Below are 16687 nucleotides of genomic sequence, written 5' to 3' on the forward strand. Positions count from 1 at the left end.
CGCGGGGCATGACTGCGGATGATGATAGCCCCCACCCTCCCCGCCGAATTGAAAGCCGCCCTCGACGGCAAGCTGCAGGGCTTCTCTCGTACCGACGCCGCACAACGCTCGCAGAAAATCTCCACCACCTATCGCGCCGGCGGCGGCTCGGGCACGATCAAGTCGGAGGCCGATGCGCTGGCTTACGCGCTGGCGCGCATGCCGGCGACCTACGCGGCCGTGGCCGCGAGCCTGAATGCGCTGACCGAGATCGCGCCAAGCCTTGCGCCTGAAACGCTGCTCGACGTCGGCGCAGGCCCGGGCACTGCGAGCTGGGCCGCCGCGGAGGCGTTTCCATCGCTGCAGGATTTCACCCTGCTCGACGCCAACCCCACGCTGAGCCGGCTCGCGCTCGAGCTGGCGCGCGACAGCTCGCGCCTTTCGGAGTGCCGCTATCTGCCGGGCGACGCCGGCGGCAACCTCACTGAAGTCTCGCAAGCCGATCTCGTCGTCGCCAGCTACATCATCGGCGAGCTCAATGAAGGCGACCAGCGCAAGCTGACGGAAGCGATGTGGGCCAAGGCGCGCCACGCGCTGGTCGTGATCGAGCCGGGCACGCCCGCCGGCTACGCCCGCATCCTCGCGCTGCGCCAGCAGCTGATCGCAGCTGGCGCCTACGTCGCCGCGCCCTGCCCGCACGAAAAGCCCTGCCCGCTCGTAGCGCCCGACTGGTGCCATTTCAGCCAGCGCCTGCCGCGCTCGCAGGCGCACCGCCAGATCAAGGGTGCCGAGGTGCCGTTCGAGGACGAGCGCTTCATCTACGTCGCCCTGACCCGTACGCCGCCAACGCGTGCGTCACGCGTGCTGGCACCGCCGGATGTCGGCAAGGCCGAGATCACGGCCAAGCTCTGCACCGAGAGCGGCGTCGAACTCGCCAAGGTCGCCCGCCGCGACAAGGCCGCCTATGCGGCTGCCCGGCGCTGGCGCTGGGGCGATGCCGTTATTGCCGAAAGTTAACCTCATTCAAGGCTTTCGCCTTGAACTTGGATGGTTCCCGGTTCGACCAAGTCTTACCTGCCCTCTGCGCCGGGGCTCTCGTCCTGCGCCAATTTGGTCTACCCTAGCGCCCGCCTCAATCCCCTTCAGGAGTCCTCCATGTCGACCGGCTGGATCGTTCTCGGCGTCATCGTCGTTCTCGTGTTCTTGGCCTTCAGCGCCTACAACCGCCTGGTCGCGCTGGGCCAGCGCGTCGGCCAGGCCTTTGCCGATATCGACGTGCAGCTCAAGCAGCGTCACGATCTCATTCCGAACCTGGTCGAGACCGTGAAGGGCTATGCCTCGCATGAGCGCGGCACGCTCGACGACGTCATCAAGGCGCGCAATTCGGCGATGTCGGCGCAGGGCCCGGCGCAGGTATCCGCCGCCGAGAACCAGCTCTCCGGTGCGCTCGGCCGGCTGATCGCGCTGTCGGAGGCCTATCCGGACCTCAAGGCCAATGCCAACTTCCAGCAACTCGCATCCGAGCTCTCCGACCTCGAGAACAAGATCGCGGCGAGCCGCCGCTTCTTCAACAACGCGGTCCAGGAATACAACACCGGCATCCAGCAGATGCCCGCCGCGCTGTTCGCCGGCATGTTCGGCTTCACCAGGAAGGACTTCTTCGATCTCGGCGCCAGCCGCACCGAGGTCGAAGCCACGCCTCAGGTGAAGTTCTGATTGCCTAGCATGTCCATTGTTTTTCTCCGTCATTCTGGGGCGTCACGAAGCGACGAACTATGGTGCGCAGTTGCGCACCAGGGAATCTCGAGGTTCCGGGTTCGCGCCTTCGGCGCGCCCCGGAACGACGGACATTGACGAAGGCCCGCCATGGCCGCGTATGGACTCTACACGCATATCGCCTCGAACAAGTTTCGTTCGATGCTGCTGCTCGCCGGCCTGTTCGCGCTGGTCTATGTGCTGGTCTATGCCGGCGCGCTGGTCGCTGAAGTTCTGATCGACAGCAATCGGACCGCCGCCTTCTACCTGAGCCACGCCTTCCATGATCTGATCGTCGCCGCGCCCATTGCGACGGTCGTCACAGTGGCCTGGGTCGTGATCGCCTATTTCTTCCACCAGTCGATGATCGACGCCGTGACCGGCGGCCACGATGTCACCCGGCAGGAGGAGCCGCGGCTCTACAATCTGCTCGAAAACCTCTGCATCTCGCGCGGCATCACCATGCCGAAGCTGAAGATCATGGAAAGCCCGGCGTTGAACGCGTTCGCGACCGGCCTCAACCCGCGGCAATACTCGGTCACCGTCACGACCGGTCTCCTCAGCGCGCTGAACGACAAGGAGATCGAGGCGGTGCTGGGGCATGAGCTGACCCACATCAAGAACGGCGACGTGCAGCTGATGGTGGTTGCCGTCATCATCGCCGGCGTGGTCGGCTTCTTCGGCGAATTGTTCTTCCGCCTGTTCACCAATTTCAGCTGGAACACCAGTGGCGGCTCGTGGTCGTCAGGCTCCTCCTCCTCGTCGCGCTCGTCCTCGTCGAGCGACAGCAAGAGCTCCGGCGGCGGCGCGGTGATCGTCATCATCATCGCGGTCGTGCTGATCGTGGTGGCCTGGCTGATGTCGCAGGTGGTGAAGCTGGCGCTGTCGCGCTCGCGCGAATATCTCGCCGATGCCGGCTCGGTCGAGCTGACCAAAGATCCCGATGCCATGATCTCGGCGCTGCGCAAGATCGAGGGCCGCGGCGAGCTACCGGGCGCGACCTCGGCGGTGATGGAGCTCTGCGTCGACAATCCGCGCGAGGGCTTTGCCGATTTGTTCGCCACCCATCCCTCGGTGCAGTCCCGGGTCGATGCACTGGTCAAGTTTGCCGGCGGCCACGATCCCGGCCCGCTGCCCGACCCGACTGCAGCGACGGATCAGCCCGAAGCGCAGGCTGACTCGCAAACCACCCCGCCGCCGCTATCGCAGGGACCGTGGGGCGATGCAGCCGGTCCGGCCAGTCCGCCGCCGATCCCCGCGCCCAGCCCCTCCGGAACCGCGGCTGGCAATCCGATGGGTCCCTGGGGCCGCCATTGAAGCAGGCACCGCGTGCGGCGGTTTCGCAACGATCAGGAAAAACCGCCGGAATAGCTGCATCGGCGTGCCGAGGATTTGAATTCTCCCTTGTTTCTGCCATGTTCGCGCCCAACAGCAGACTCGGGACATCGGTCTCGGGCCCGGCCGATTGCGACCTCGCGATCGGGGGCGCGCGTTAGGGGACAGCAATGGCAAAGCCGGCAGTGGTTGTGGTGGGCGCGGACAAGGGCGGGGTCGGCAAGACCACGGTATCGCGCACCCTGCTCGATTATTTCTCAGCCAACAACGTGCCGACTCGTGCCTTCGACACGGAGTCGCCGCGCGGAACCCTGAAGCGCTTCCACCCTGATATCACCGAGATCGTCGACATGACGACGACGGCCGACCAGATGAAAATTTTCGACACGCTCAACGCGGTCAGCCCGTCGGTCACCGTCATCGACGTCCGCGCCGGTCTGCTCTCGCCCGCGCTGGCCTCGCTCCGCGACATCGGCTTCCTCGACGCCGCCAAGGCCGGCCAGATCACCTTCGCGGTGTTCCATATCCTCGGCCCCTCGATCGCCTCGCTGGAGGAAATCGCCGAGACCGCCGGCTTCATGACCGGCGCGAAATACTTCCTGGTCAAGAATTTCATCAACGATACCCAGTTCTTCCAGTGGGATCAGGCGACCTATAATTCCTATTTCCACCGCATCAAGGACGCCACCGAGCTGACCATCCCCAAGCTCAACGAGATGGCCTATGAGCAGGTCGAGGTGTCGTCCGTTCCGTTCCTGAAATTCGTCGCCAACAAGGGCATCAGCGACGAGGCCGCGAACTATTCCTTCGTGCTACGCGGCTATGTCCGGCACTGGCTGGCCAATGTCTGGAGCGAGTTCGACCGCATTCGCCTGACGGACATCGTCGGTTCGAAGCCGGTGACCCGCAACAGCGAAAAATAGTTGCGGACCCCGGGCGGATACGGCTGGATTGGGCGGCAAGTTCGCTCAAATAATAACCCGCAATGTCCGCGACACCCGTCTACATCATCTGCTCGCCCCGCCCGCAGGTCGGCAAGACCCTGCTGGCGCGGCTTCTGAGCGAATTCCTGCTGCTCAAGAACGGCAACGTGGCGGCCTTCGACGTCAATCTGAAGGAGCCGTCGCTGCTGGACTATCTGCCTGGCATCACCGAGACCGCCGACGTGATCGACACCTACGGCAAGATGCAGCTGATGGACCGCGTCATCGTCGATGACGGCCTCGCCAAGGTCATCGACCTCGGCTTCCACGCCTTCGACGAGTTCTTCAAGATGACCGAGGAGATCGGCCTGCTCAAGGAAGCGGCACGCCGGCATGTCGCACCGCAGATCATGTTCGTCGCCGACACCGACCGCGTCTCGGCGCGCGCCCACGAGATGCTGCGCGGACAGATCCCCCGGATGAGCTTGATCACGGTTGACAATGAATATGTCGTGCGCGGCGAGCTACCGGCCGCGATGGAAGGCGGCCGGCTGTTCCGCCTGCCCGCGCTGCCCGGCTTCCTGAAAACCTATATCGACCGGCTGAACTTCTCCTTCACCGGCTATCTGCGCCAGGAGAAGGACTCTTCGACCGAGCTCCACCAGTGGACCCGGAGGAATTACCTCGCCTTCCGCGAGCTGGAGCTCAACCTGATCCTGCAGAGGTCGTGACCCGAAACGACCCGGGCGCTCAGTGCCCCTCGAACGTCATCAGCGTGCGTACCGGCAGGTCCATGGCGCGCAGCTTGGCGGCGCCGCCGAGCTCGGGCAGGTCGACGATGAAGCAGGCAGCGATCACGTTGGCGCCGATCTGGCGCAGCAGTTTTACAGCGCCCTCCGCGGTGCCGCCGGTGGCGATGAGATCGTCGACGAGAATGACGCGTTCACCGGGCTGGACCGCATCCACATGCATCTCCATCTCGTCGATGCCGTATTCGAGCGAGTAGGCGATGCGCACGGTGGTGTGCGGCAGCTTGCCCTTCTTGCGGATCGGCACGAAGCCGGCCGAGAGCTGATGCGCCACCGCCCCGCCGATGATGAAGCCGCGCGCTTCCATGCCGGCGACCTTGTCGATCTTGTTGCCGGCCCAGGGATTGACGAGCTCGTCCACGGCGCGGCGGAAGGCGCGCGCATCGGCGAGCAAGGTCGTGATATCGCGGAACATGACCCCCGGCTTGGGATAGTCGGGGATGGTGCGGACGCTCGCCTTCAGGTCGTGGTCAAAGGTCATTTGTATCCCATGTTAGCTGTCATTCCGGAGCGGCTCGAAGAGCCGAACTCTGGTGCGCAATTGCGCACCTGAGAATCTCGAGATTCCGGGTCTGGTGCTTGCGCACCATCCCGGAATGACGAGCATGAAACATGCACTCAATTCGTCCCGGCATCCAGCCGGAACGCATTCTCGACAATCTTCAAGCCCACCTCGTTGCCGAGCGACATCAGCGATTCCGGGTGGAATTGCACGCCGGCGACCGGCAGGGTCTTGTGCTCCAGCGCCATGGCGACGCCGTCCTCGGTGCTGGCGGTGACGCTTAGCACCTCCGGCATGCTGTCGCGCTCGACGAACAGCGAATGATAGCGGCCGATGACAATCTCGTTCGGCAGATTGCGCATCAAGCGTCCGCCGCGCACCTGCACCCGCGACGGCCGGCCGTGGGCGGGATGGGTGAGCTGGCCGAGCTCGCCGCCGAAATATTCGCCGATGGCCTGCACGCCGAGGCAGACGCCGAACACCGGCAGCTGCTTCTCCAGCGCCGCATCGATCGTCTTTTTGATCCCGAAATCTTCGGGGCGCCCAGGGCCAGGCGACAGCACGAGCAAATCCCACCTCTTGCGCTTGAGCATGTCGAGCGCATGCACATAGCGGACCACGGTGACCTCGGCGCCGACCTGGCGGAAATAGTCGGCGAGCATATGCACAAAGCTGTCGTCGTGGTCGATCAGCAGCACCTGCTTGCCCGAGCCTGTGGCATCGGGCGCGAAAGTGGAGAGCGGCTTTGGCGGATCGCCGCGCAGCGCCTGGAACAATGCGGCAGCCTTGACCTGGCACTCGCGGTCTTCCGCGGCGGGATCGGAGTCGAACAGACAAGTCGCGCCGACCCGCACTTCGGCAAGGCCGTCTTTCATGCGGATGGTGCGGATGGTGAGGCCGGTGTTGATGCTGCCGTCAAAATTCACCGCGCCGATGGCGCCGGCGTACCAGCGCCGGGGCGAGCGTTCGTGATCCTCGACGAACTGCATCGCCCAGAGCTTTGGCGCGCCGGTTACGGTCACCGCCCAGGCATGGGTGAGGAAGGCGTCGAGCGCGTCGAAGCCGGGGCGCAGCATGCCCTCGACGTGATCGACGGTGTGGAACAGCTTTGAGTAGGTCTCGATCTGCCGCCTCGCCAGCACCTTGATGGTGCCGGGCACGCAGACGCGCGCCTTGTCGTTGCGATCGACGTCGGTGCACATGTTGAGCTCGAACTCGTCCTTCTCCGAGTTCAGCAGCTGGCGGATTTGTTCGGCATCACCGATCGCGTCGGTGCCGCGCGCGATCGTGCCCGAGATCGGGCAGGTCTCGACGCGGCGTCCGTCCGAGCGCACGAACATTTCCGGCGAGGCAGAGACGAGGAATTCGCCCTCGCCGAGATTCATCAGCGCGCCATAGGGCGACGGGTTGATGACGCAGAGCCGCTGAAACACTTCGGCCGGCGAGCGATCGCATGGTTCTGCGAAGAGCTGGCCGGGCACGGCCTCGAACAAATCGCCGCGGGCAAACGCCGCGCGCGCGGTCTCGACGGTCGCCTGATACTCGCCGGGCGCGTGATCGGCAAAGCCCTGGCGCGGCGTCTTCAGATACGGGCTCTCGGCGGTCTCGCGCGGCAGGCCCTCGGTGGATTTGCCCTTCCAGGCAAAATCGTAGGTGAGCACCACGCCGCGGCCGGTGGCGCGGTCATAGGCCAGCAGGCGATCGGGAACGTACAGCACGATGTCGCGCTGGTCGGCCTCGCGCGGGCGTTTTTGCACGAGGTCCTCGATCTGGAACACGAGGTCATAGGCGAAGGCGCCGAACAGGCCGAGCAGCCCATCGTCATTGGCGGAGAAAGCGGCAATGATGTCGCGCACCAGCGACATCACGCTGGCGCGCCGCGTGCGCTGGTCCTCCTCGACCGGCGCATCGCCGCGGATGATGTGGCCGGCAAGGCGTGTCGCGGTCTTCTCGGAGATGACGACGCAGGGCTCGCGCAAGACGTCCGCGAGGAAGGCGATCAGCACCTCGCCGCGCGCGTTGAGCGCCTCCAGCTTGAAATCGACGCCTGATGTCTCGAGCTTGAGCGGCGGATCGGAGAAGCCGAGGTCAAAGCTCTCGTAGCGGCCGGGCACGGTGGTGCCCGAGGACAGCACCACGCCACGGCGGCGGTCGAGCAGGTTGATGAGATCGTCGAGCCGGTTGGCGCCGCCGGTGAACTGCTCCGCGACACGCGTGATCGCGAGACCGCCTCGGGTCACGTAATCGCTTCTGGCCGGGAGGGCAAAGACTGTCCTGTTCATGTGATCCTCTTGGGGTCCTCTTACGAGACTTGCCGAGGGAACGCCACACAGGACAAACGAGAAGGCCGCCGCGCTGTGCTGGCGACCTCAGACGATTTGGGAAAGGAAAATCGCACCGGCCACCTCTTTAGGAGGTGCGCCACCAAAGACGGGCTGGGCGGACGGCGGTGCTCATGGGGCGGATACTCACCATGGCCCGGGGGCGGCGTCAAGGGTGGCGGCAAGGCGGTAGCCCGGATGGAGCGAACGGGGCGACGCTTCGCGCCGATCCGTTGGCTCCATCCGGGCTACGAGCGATCACCCGAGATGCTTCCGGAAAAACTCCGTCGCCCTGCCCCAGGCGAGTTCGGCGGCTTCGCGGTCGTGCACGGCCTGGCGCTGCTCGTTGACGAAGGCGTGTTCGGCGTCATAGCGGAACAGCTCGAGCGACTTGCCGGCGGCCTTCATGGCCTTCTCGAAGCCGCTGACCAGCTCCGGCGTGCACCAGTCGTCCTTGTTGGCGAAATGGGCCTGGAGCGGGATCTTGACGTCGGCGGGCTTGGCGGCCTGCTCCGGCGGGATGCCGTAGAACACGACGCCGGCGGCGAGCTCAGGCACATGGACCGCGCCGATGATGGTGACGGCACCGCCGAGGCAGAAGCCTGTCAGCCCGACCTTGGCACCGTTGCGCGACAGATATTGCGCGGCGCCGCGCACGGTCTGCGTGGTGGCATCCATGAAGTCGAGCGAGTTCATTTCCTTGTTGGCGGAATCCGTGTCGTGATACGGCACCACCTTGCCCTTGTAGAGATCGGGCGCCAGCGCATCGAAGCCGGCCAGCGCAAAGCGATCGCACAGGCCCTTGATCTGGTCCGACAGGCCCCACCATTCCTGGATCACGACCACGCCCGGCGCATTGCCGCGCGCGGCATTGGCGAGATAGCCCGAGGCGTCCTTGCCGTCCGGGCGCTTGAAGGTGATCGTGGTTCCCATGGTGTCCTCCGGTGAGTTTCTTGGGGGAGCGGTTGACGGCATTTTGGCGGGTGAGGACGTGTGAAGCAATCCACACTCTCGTCATTCCGGGGCGGTGCGCAGCACCGAACCCGGAATCCCGAGATTCCGGGTTCGCGCTATCGCGCGCCCCGGAATGACCGCACAACAAAAAAGCCCCCTTGCGGGGGCTTCTTTATTCTCGTCGCGCGCCGCTCAGTGGGAGTCGGCCCAGACCTTCTTCTTGGTGAAGTACATCAGCAGCGCGAAGATGATCAGGAACACGAACACCTGGAAACCGAGGCGCTTGCGCGCTTCCATGTGCGGTTCGGCGGTCCACATCAGGAACGTGGTGACGTCCTTGGAGTATTGCGCGACCGTGGTCGGCGAGCCGTCGTCATAGGTCACCTGGCCGTCGCTGAGCGGCTTCGGCATCTTGATGGCGTGGCCCGGGAAGTACCTGTTGAAGTAGGAGCCCTCCGGGATCGTCACGCCCTCCGGCACCTTCTCCTCAAAACCCTGGAGCACCGCCGCGACATAGTCCGGGCCCTGCTCCTGGTACTGGGTGAAGAAGTCGAAGATGAACCAGGGGAAACCGCGGCCGTAGGAACGCGCCTTGGTGATCAGCGACAGGTCGGGCGGCGCCGCACCGCCGTTGGCCGCACGGGCGGCCTGCTCGTTCGGGAACGGCGAGGGGAAGTAGTCGGCTGCCCGGCCAGGGCGCTCGAACATGTCGCCCGCGTCGTTCGGACCATCCTTGATCTTGTAGTCGGAGGCGAAGGCTGCCACCTGCGCCACGGAATAGCCGGGGCCACCGGGTTCACCGAGATTGCGGAAGGCGACGTAGGACAGGCCGTGGCAGTTGGCGCAGACCTCCTTGTAGACCTTCAGGCCGCGCTGGAGCGCGCCGCGGTCGAACTTGCCGAACGGACCTGAGAACGACCATTTGTTGCCCGGCGGCTTGTCGCTGCCTTCACTGGCCCGGGCATCCCCGAGGCTGCCGAGGAACAGCGCACCGGCGGCGACCAGCGCGACCGCGACGGAGGCCACAGCCTTGCTGCCCTTGGCGAGGATCGCCTCCGAGATCGAGTTCGGCACCGGCCGCGGCGTCTCGATGCGCGAGAGCAGCGGCAGCACGATCAGGAAATAGGCGAAGTAGCACACCGTCAGGACCCGGCCGGCAACCACGTAGATGCCTTCCGGCGGCTGCGCGCCGAGATAGCCGAGCAGGATGCAGACCGCGACGAAGATCCAGAAGAACTGCTTGGCCAGCGGACGGTACTTCGACGACCGCGTCCTGGCGCTGTCCAGCCAGGGCAGGAAGCACAGGATGATGATCGCCGAGAACATCGCGATGACGCCCGCGAGCTTGTTCGGGATCGAGCGCAGGATCGCGTAGAACGGCAGGTAATACCATTCCGGCACGATGTGCGGCGGCGTCACGCCCGGGTTCGCCGGAATGTAGTTGTCGGCATCGCCCAGATAGTTCGGCATATAGAAGATGAACCAGGCGTAGAGCAGCAGGAAGCAGGACACGCCGAACATGTCCTTGATGGTCGCGTGCGGCGTGAACGGCACCGTGTCCTTTTCCGTCTTCGGCTCGACGCCGTCGGGATTGTTCTGGCCGGCGACGTGCAGCGCCCAGACGTGCAGCACGACGACGCCTGCGATCAGGAACGGCAAGAGATAGTGCAGCGAGAAGAAGCGGTTCAGCGTCGGGTTGCCGACCGAATAGCCGCCCCACAGCAGCGTCACGATGCTCTCGCCGACATAGGGAATGGCGGAGAACAGGTTGGTGATGACGGTGGCGCCCCAGAAGCTCATCTGGCCCCACGGCAGCACGTAGCCCATGAAGCCCGTCGCCATCATCAGGAGGTAGATGATGACGCCGAGGATCCACAGCACCTCGCGCGGCTCCTTGTAGGAGCCGTAATAGAGGCCGCGCAGCATGTGGACATAGACCGCGAAGAAGAACATCGACGCGCCGCAGGCGTGCATGTTGCGCAGCAGCCAGCCGTAATTGACGTCACGGACGATCAGCTCGACCGACTTGAAGGCGAGATCGGCATGCGGCGTGTAGTGCATCGCCAGGATGACGCCGGTGAGGATCTGCATCCCCAGCATGAAGGAGAGGATGGCGCCGAAGGTCCACCAGTAGTTCAGGTTGCGCGGGGTGGGATAGACGACGAAGGAAGAGTGCATGAGGCCGAGGATCGGCAGACGCCGCTCGATCCATTGCAGGGCCGGATTGCTCGGCTGGTAGTCGGATGGTCCGCTCATGATGCGATCCTGAGGAAATATAACGACGAGACGGCGCGAAGCTTCGGACGCAGGTCCGCAGCTCAGCCGATCTGGATTTTGGTGTCGGAAACGAACTGGTACGGCGGCACGGCCAGGTTCGCGGGCGCGGGTCCCTGGCGGATGCGGCCGGACGAGTCGTACTGCGACCCATGGCAGGGGCAGAAGAAGCCGTCGTAATTGCCCTCATGGGCGATCGGGATGCAGCCGAGATGGGTGCAGATGCCGATCACGACCAGCCACTGCTCATGGCCGGACTTGACGCGGGCCTCGTCGGTCTGCGGATCGGGCAGGCTCGCCACGTTGACGGCGCGCGCCTCGTCGATCTGCTTCTTGGTGCGGTGGCTGATGTAGATCGGCTTGCCGCGCCAGAACACCTTGATGTCCTGGCCCTCGGCGACCGGGCTGAGATCGACCTCGATCGGCGCACCGGCGGCGATGGTCGACGCATCGGGATTCATTTGGGAGATGAAGGGCCAGAGCGCGGCTGCGCCCCCTACTGCTGCAGCTGCCCCTGTTGCAACGAATAAGAAATCACGGCGTGTCGGATGGTCCGCCGAAGACGCTGTCGTCACGATTCCAACCCTTTCTTCTTATGCTGCCGGCGGAACCGCTCCGGGAGCCCCCAAGGTCCCCAGAACAGCCTGCCGGCGCCCGCGGCCCCCCGCGGCGGCAGAACTTCACTTGTCCCCACCAAAACAAGGGCGAAAACAGCAGTCCAGAATCGTTCTATTGGCACCCTTGCCGGGCGAGCGCAAGCCCGCTAACGGCGCGGGAGCGTGCAATGCACGAATTCCCGCGCCAGCGATGTTTTATTGAGACAATTCGGTCCCGGCCCAACCCGACATCAAGCCATGCAGATAGCGCTTTTCCAGCCTGACATCCCCCAGAACACCGGCACGATTCTCCGCCTCTGCGCCTGCCTGGGTATGACTGCCCATATCATCGAGCCGGCAGGGTTCCCGGTCTCCGACCGCCATTTCCGCCGGGCGGGAATGGATTATCTTGACCATGTCAGCATCGTCAGACACGACTCCTGGGCGAAGTTCGAGGAGTGGCGCGCGGCACAGGGCTACCGCCTGCTCCTGTTCACCACCAAGGGTGCCACCGACTACCGCGATTTCCGTTACGAGACGGCGGACATCCTGCTATTCGGGCGCGAGAGCGCCGGGGTCACCGACGCGGTGGTCGAGGCCGCGGATGCGCGGCTGGTGATCCCGATCAATCCGGGGCTGCGGTCGCTCAATGTCGCCATGAGCGCGGCGATGGCCGCAGGCGAAGCGCTGCGGCAGCTCCGGAACCCGCAAGTTTGAGACCATTGAGGAGAGACCAGTGAGTTACGCGGTCAAGGAGATCTTCCTGACCCTGCAAGGCGAAGGCGCCCATGCCGGGCGCGCGTCGGTGTTCTGCCGTTTTGCCGGCTGCAACCTCTGGAGCGGCCGCGAGGCCGACCGCACGGACGCCGTGTGCAAGTTCTGTGACACGGACTTCGTCGGCACCGACGGCACGCTCGGCGGCCGTTACGCCTCGGCTGCGGATCTCGCCGACACCATCGCCGCGCAGTGGACCGCCTCCAACGACAACCGCTATGTGGTGCTTACCGGCGGCGAGCCGCTGCTCCAGGTCGACGCCGACCTGATCGATGCGCTCCATGCCCGCGGCTTCGAGATCGGCGTCGAGACCAACGGCACGATTGCAGCGCCTGACGGCCTCGACTGGATCTGCGTCAGCCCCAAGGGCGGCAGCGAGCTCGTGCAGACGCGCGGGCATGAGCTGAAGCTGGTCTATCCGCAGGCCCTCGCCGCCCCCGAGACCTTCGAGGGCCTCGCCTTCGAGCGCTTCTCGCTCCAGCCGATGGACGGGCCCGAGGTCACGGAGAACACCGCGCGCGCGATCGACTATTGCCTGCGCCACCCGCAGTGGCGGCTGAGCGTGCAGACGCATAAATCGCTCGGCATCAGATAGGATTGGTTTTCGGACAGATGTGGGAATTGACCAAATCGTTCCGCTTCGAAGCGGCGCACTCACTATCGGGCACGACCTTCGGTGCAGCGAGCGAAGAGATCCACGGCCACTCCTTCCGCGCCGAGGTGACGCTGCGCGGCACGCCCGATCCCAAGACGGGCATGGTGGTCGACCTCGGCCTCGTGCAGCGCGCCATCGAGGACGTCAGGCTCACGCTCGACCACAAGTACCTCAACAAGATCGAGGCACTGGGCACGCCGACGCTGGAAAACCTCTCGCGCTTCGTCTGGGAGCGGCTGGCGCATATCGGCAAGCTGACCCGCGTCAGCATCCACCGCGACAGTTGCAACGAGAGCTGCACCTATTACGGTCCGCAAGAATAGTCACGATCTCGTAGGGTGGGCAAAGCGGAGCGTGCCCACCAATCAAGACGACGGTGAAAGATGGTGGGCACGGCGCGAGGACGCCTTTGCCCACCCTACGGCAGCTTCGCTCGGGAATAGATGATGGACGCATCGACAATCGAAGACCGCAAGAGCCGCGCCCGCGCCTGGTTCGAAGCCCTGCGCGATGACATCTGCGCAAGCTTCGAGCGGCTCGAGGACGACGCGCCGCAGAGCCTCTATCCGGGCGAGGCCGGCCGCTTCGAACGCACGCCCTGGCAGCGCACCGACCACTCTGGCGCGGCGGGCGGCGGCGGCATGATGTCGATGATGCATGGGCGCCTGTTCGAGAAGGTCGGCGTGCATTGCTCGACCGTGCATGGCGAATTCGCACCCGAGTTTCGCGCGCAGATTCCGGGCGCGGCGGAGGACCCGAAATTCTGGGCCTCCGGCATCTCGCTGATCGCACATATGCGCAATCCGCATGTGCCCGCCGTGCACATGAACACGCGCTTCGTCGTCACCACCAAAGCCTGGTTCGGCGGCGGCGCGGACCTGACGCCGGTGCTCGACCGCCGGCGCACGCAGGAGGATGCCGACACGCTCGCTTTCCATGCCGCGATGAAAGAGGCGTGCGACCAGCCGAACGGCGTTGCCGACTACGACAAGTACAAGAAGTGGTGCGACGAGTATTTCTACCTGCCGCACCGGAAAGAGGCGCGCGGCATCGGCGGCATCTTCTACGACTGGCACGACAGCGGCGATTGGGACGCCGACCTCGCCTTCACGCGGGATGTCGGCCGCACCTTCCTGAAGATCTACCCCGAGATCGTCAGGCGTAATTTCGCGAGCGCCTGGACGGCCGATGATCGCGAGGAGCAACTGATCCGGCGCGGGCGCTATGTCGAATTCAACCTGCTCTACGACCGCGGCACCATCTTCGGGCTCAAGACCGGCGGCAATGTGGACTCCATCCTGTCGTCGCTGCCGCCGGAGGTGAAATGGCCATGAGCGCTTTGAGGCCACTGCCGCGCGCCATGTTGATCGACATGGACGACACCATCCTGTCGGCCTATGGCCGGCCCGAGATCGCCTGGAACACCATCGCCAACGAATTCGCCGCAGAGCTTGCCCCGCTGCCGCCGCGGGAGGTCGCAACGGCGGTGCTGGCCTTCGCGCGAAACTTCTGGACCAATGCGGACGCCTCGTGGCGGCTCAGGCTCGCCGAAGCCCGTCATCTGACGGTGAAGGGCGGCTTCGCCGCGCTCGCCGCCGCCGGCCACCGCGCGCTCCCCGACGAGCTCGCCATCCGCATCGCCGACCGCTTCACCGCCTATCGCGAGGAGGAGATGTTCGTCTTCCCCGGCGCGCATGAGGCGATCGACCAGTTGAAGGCGCTCGGGGTCAAGCTCGCGCTGGTGACCAACGGCGCCGCCGATACCCAGCGCGCCAAGGTCGAGCGCTTCGAGCTCGCGCACCGCTTCCACCACATCCAGATCGAAGGCGAGCACGGTTTCGGCAAGCCCGAGGAGCGCGCCTATCTGCACGCGATGGAGGCGCTCGGCGTCAGCGCGAAAGACACCTGGATGATCGGCGACAATCTGGAATGGGAAGTCGTGACGCCGCAGCGGCTCGGCATCTATGCGATCTGGATCGACGTGCATGGCGACGGCCTGCCCGCAGGCTCGACCGTCAGGCCCGACCGCATCATCCGCTCGCTGACCGAGCTCGTGCCGGACCGGGCTTGATCGGGGCACGCCACCAAAAATCGAAAACAACCCCATGCACAGTAGCGGGGTGTTGCAAATTCAAGAGATTGCTGATTTTCAGAATAGTCGTTGACGCGTCGGGCAAAACAGGGGCATGATGTCATCGTCGCGATGTCCGATGGACAGGCGGGCCCGCATCATCCGCTCGCCCATCGAGCCGCTGCCTCCCGACATCCGACAGCGCCCCTGCCCCACTTGAAGTGAAATACCTCACAGTTCGCAATCCGCGATTGCGCTACTTTTGCGCCATGGGGCGTGGAGTGAGTTGGAGGCGATCATGGAGCAGGAGAAGGAGAAGGACGCAGCGCAGAAGCAGCCTCCCGCCGAGGAACCGCTGGGTTGGCTCGCCAAGTTCGATCGCCGTTTCACCCTCGTCAAAGGCCTCTCGGTCGTGACGGTGCTGAGCAGCCTCTTTGTCGGATCCTTTCAGTACCTGGGATCCTATCAGGACAAGGTGAGCGCTCAGGCCAAGGAAAACATGCAAGCCGCGGCGAAGACGTTCGACGACATCTCGACGAAGTTTTCCCAGGTACAGGCGCTGCAACAGCAGCTGTTCTCCGACTACGCGACCGCACTCGACGATCGCGCCGACGCCAGCGAGCAGGCTCTTGCCGTCAAGAGCGCCCAGGAGATTCTGAAGGTTTACGAAGACGCCCAGCTCGCCCTGTTCGAAACCGGCGAGTTGATGGCGCGCAACGCCCAGATGTACATCGACTGGGCGACGAACTTCAGGCGCGATCCGACGGAACAATCTGCCCCGACCAGCGATCCCCTCGACCAGACCCTGCTGCGCGCGTATGACTTCGATTGCGACCACAACCTGCCGCAATTCATGCCCGCGAACGGCAGCACGGTCGCCGCCCCGCGCGTCTCTGCCGAGAATGCGTGCACGATCGATGCCAAGCATAATTGGGACCCGGCCTATTCCTACGTCGATATCTGTCCCAAGAACCGCGAGAAGGCCGGCTCGAACGAGTCCGTGACGATTCATTGGTACAGCGCCAAGCACCAGGTGCTGGTGATGCACTATTGCCTGCGCAATCTGCACGAGAGATTGGCGCCGGTGCGCCACTGGGCTTCGCGACCCGAAGCGAAGGCGGCCGCGAGCGAGGCTTCACCGCCGGTCGATCGGGACAACATCCAATTGGCGATCGACCTTCAGGCCAAGCGGCTCAACGCCTTCATGAACCTTGCGACCTTCGACATGGACGGCATCCGGGAGAGCTATCGTCCGGACAGCTTTGCCTGCCGTGTCCCGATCGTGACGTCCGTGGTGGGCTTCTTCAACGATTCCTGCACGCCGATCAAAACGACGCCGATCATCGTCACCAGGCGTTGATATCGCACCGAAATTTCGGGCGGCGCGGAGGCGTCCGCATCACCGGCTGAAACCCGGCCGCCGGTGATCGCCCTGTCATGACCGCCTGCTAACTTCGCCGCCGCGTCGATCAACTCGAAAGGGACAATCCATGGACTTGAAAGCCGGCGATGTCGTGATGCTGAAATCCGGCGGCCAGCCGCTGACCGTCGCGGAAGTGAAAGAAGACGACGTGCTCTGCCTCTGGATGGGCATGGAAGGCGACCTGTTCCGCGAGACGCTGCCGCTGGCCACGCTCGTGCAGGTGGAGGAAGACCCCGACGAGGAAGAGGACGACGAAGATGAGGATGAAGACGAGGACGACGAAGACGAGGAGTAGGCGCGCCTAAGACCGCATCCT

General features: G+C 64.6%; 17 protein-coding genes. 12 read left to right on the forward strand and 5 right to left on the reverse strand.

Going from position 1 to position 16687, the window contains the following annotated elements; all coding sequences use genetic code 11:
- Nucleotides 1–18 precede the first annotated feature (18 nt).
- The 5 genes from BRAGE_RS0126745 to BRAGE_RS0126765 all read left to right on the forward strand — a co-directional run bounded on the left by BRAGE_RS0126745 (nt 19) and on the right by BRAGE_RS0126765 (nt 4723).
- Nucleotides 19–996, forward strand: a complete 978-nt coding sequence (locus BRAGE_RS0126745; RefSeq protein WP_027558139.1) for a small ribosomal subunit Rsm22 family protein — start codon at nt 19–21, stop codon at nt 994–996.
- Between the two features lie 138 nt (nt 997–1134).
- Nucleotides 1135–1695 (forward strand): LemA family protein, encoded by a 561-nt coding sequence (locus BRAGE_RS0126750; RefSeq protein ID WP_027558138.1) that lies wholly within the window; start codon nt 1135–1137, stop codon nt 1693–1695.
- Nucleotides 1696–1845: 150 nt separating this feature from the next.
- Nucleotides 1846–3051 (forward strand): M48 family metallopeptidase, encoded by a 1206-nt coding sequence (locus BRAGE_RS0126755; RefSeq protein ID WP_027558137.1) that lies wholly within the window; start codon nt 1846–1848, stop codon nt 3049–3051.
- A 188-nt stretch (nt 3052–3239) separates the two neighbouring features.
- Complete coding sequence (locus tag BRAGE_RS0126760; RefSeq protein ID WP_027558136.1) at nt 3240–3992, forward strand: hypothetical protein; 753 nt, start codon at nt 3240–3242, stop codon at nt 3990–3992.
- 62 nt (nt 3993–4054) lie between these two features.
- Nucleotides 4055–4723, forward strand: coding sequence for a hypothetical protein (locus BRAGE_RS0126765; RefSeq protein WP_027558135.1), 669 nt, complete (start codon nt 4055–4057; stop codon nt 4721–4723).
- A gap of 19 nt (nt 4724–4742) precedes the next feature.
- On the opposite strand, the gene BRAGE_RS0126770 is transcribed toward BRAGE_RS0126765, so the two are convergent.
- The 5 genes from BRAGE_RS0126770 to petA form a co-directional block, all read right to left on the reverse strand.
- On the reverse strand, nt 4743–5282 hold the full coding sequence (locus BRAGE_RS0126770; protein WP_027558134.1) for an adenine phosphoribosyltransferase: 540 nt from the start codon (nt 5280–5282) through the stop codon (nt 4743–4745).
- A 137-nt stretch (nt 5283–5419) separates the two neighbouring features.
- Nucleotides 5420–7585 (reverse strand): anthranilate synthase component I, encoded by a 2166-nt coding sequence (locus BRAGE_RS0126775; RefSeq protein WP_027558133.1) that lies wholly within the window; start codon nt 7583–7585, stop codon nt 5420–5422.
- A 297-nt stretch (nt 7586–7882) separates the two neighbouring features.
- Nucleotides 7883–8557 (reverse strand): dienelactone hydrolase family protein, encoded by a 675-nt coding sequence (locus BRAGE_RS0126780; protein ID WP_027558132.1) that lies wholly within the window; start codon nt 8555–8557, stop codon nt 7883–7885.
- A gap of 213 nt (nt 8558–8770) precedes the next feature.
- On the reverse strand, nt 8771–10834 hold the full coding sequence (fbcH, locus tag BRAGE_RS0126785) for a cytochrome b/c1 (RefSeq protein WP_027558131.1): 2064 nt from the start codon (nt 10832–10834) through the stop codon (nt 8771–8773).
- Nucleotides 10835–10896: 62 nt separating this feature from the next.
- A complete protein-coding gene (petA, locus tag BRAGE_RS0126790; protein WP_027558130.1) occupies nt 10897–11427 on the reverse strand; it encodes a ubiquinol-cytochrome c reductase iron-sulfur subunit in 531 nt (176 codons plus the stop codon).
- A gap of 279 nt (nt 11428–11706) precedes the next feature.
- On the opposite strand from petA, the gene BRAGE_RS0126795 reads away from it, so the two are divergent.
- From BRAGE_RS0126795 to BRAGE_RS0126825, 7 genes are all read left to right on the forward strand, one after another.
- The gene (locus BRAGE_RS0126795) at nt 11707–12165 is read left to right on the forward strand and encodes a tRNA (cytidine(34)-2'-O)-methyltransferase (RefSeq protein WP_027558129.1); all 459 of its coding nucleotides are present in this window, start codon (nt 11707–11709) and stop codon (nt 12163–12165) included.
- A 19-nt stretch (nt 12166–12184) separates the two neighbouring features.
- Nucleotides 12185–12817 (forward strand): 7-carboxy-7-deazaguanine synthase, encoded by a 633-nt coding sequence (gene queE, locus BRAGE_RS0126800; RefSeq protein ID WP_027558128.1) that lies wholly within the window; start codon nt 12185–12187, stop codon nt 12815–12817.
- 17 nt (nt 12818–12834) lie between these two features.
- Entirely contained in the window at nt 12835–13200 is a 366-nt protein-coding gene (locus BRAGE_RS0126805) for a 6-pyruvoyl trahydropterin synthase family protein (RefSeq protein WP_027558127.1), read from the forward strand.
- Nucleotides 13201–13323: 123 nt separating this feature from the next.
- Nucleotides 13324–14211, forward strand: coding sequence for an oxygen-dependent coproporphyrinogen oxidase (gene hemF, locus BRAGE_RS0126810; protein WP_027558126.1), 888 nt, complete (start codon nt 13324–13326; stop codon nt 14209–14211).
- A complete protein-coding gene (locus BRAGE_RS0126815; RefSeq protein WP_027558125.1) occupies nt 14202–14948 on the forward strand; it encodes an HAD family hydrolase in 747 nt (248 codons plus the stop codon). Before hemF ends, BRAGE_RS0126815 begins: the two co-directional genes overlap by 10 nt.
- A gap of 298 nt (nt 14949–15246) precedes the next feature.
- Nucleotides 15247–16308: a hypothetical protein gene (locus BRAGE_RS0126820; RefSeq protein WP_141262945.1), complete on the forward strand. Its 1062-nt coding sequence runs from the start codon at nt 15247–15249 to the stop codon at nt 16306–16308.
- A gap of 130 nt (nt 16309–16438) precedes the next feature.
- Nucleotides 16439–16666, forward strand: a complete 228-nt coding sequence (locus BRAGE_RS0126825) for a YodC family protein (protein ID WP_027558123.1) — start codon at nt 16439–16441, stop codon at nt 16664–16666.
- Nucleotides 16667–16687 lie beyond the last annotated feature (21 nt).

Origin of the sequence: Bradyrhizobium genosp. SA-4 str. CB756 (assembly GCF_000473125.1) — a bacterium.
GTDB lineage: Bacteria > Pseudomonadota > Alphaproteobacteria > Rhizobiales > Xanthobacteraceae > Bradyrhizobium > Bradyrhizobium arachidis.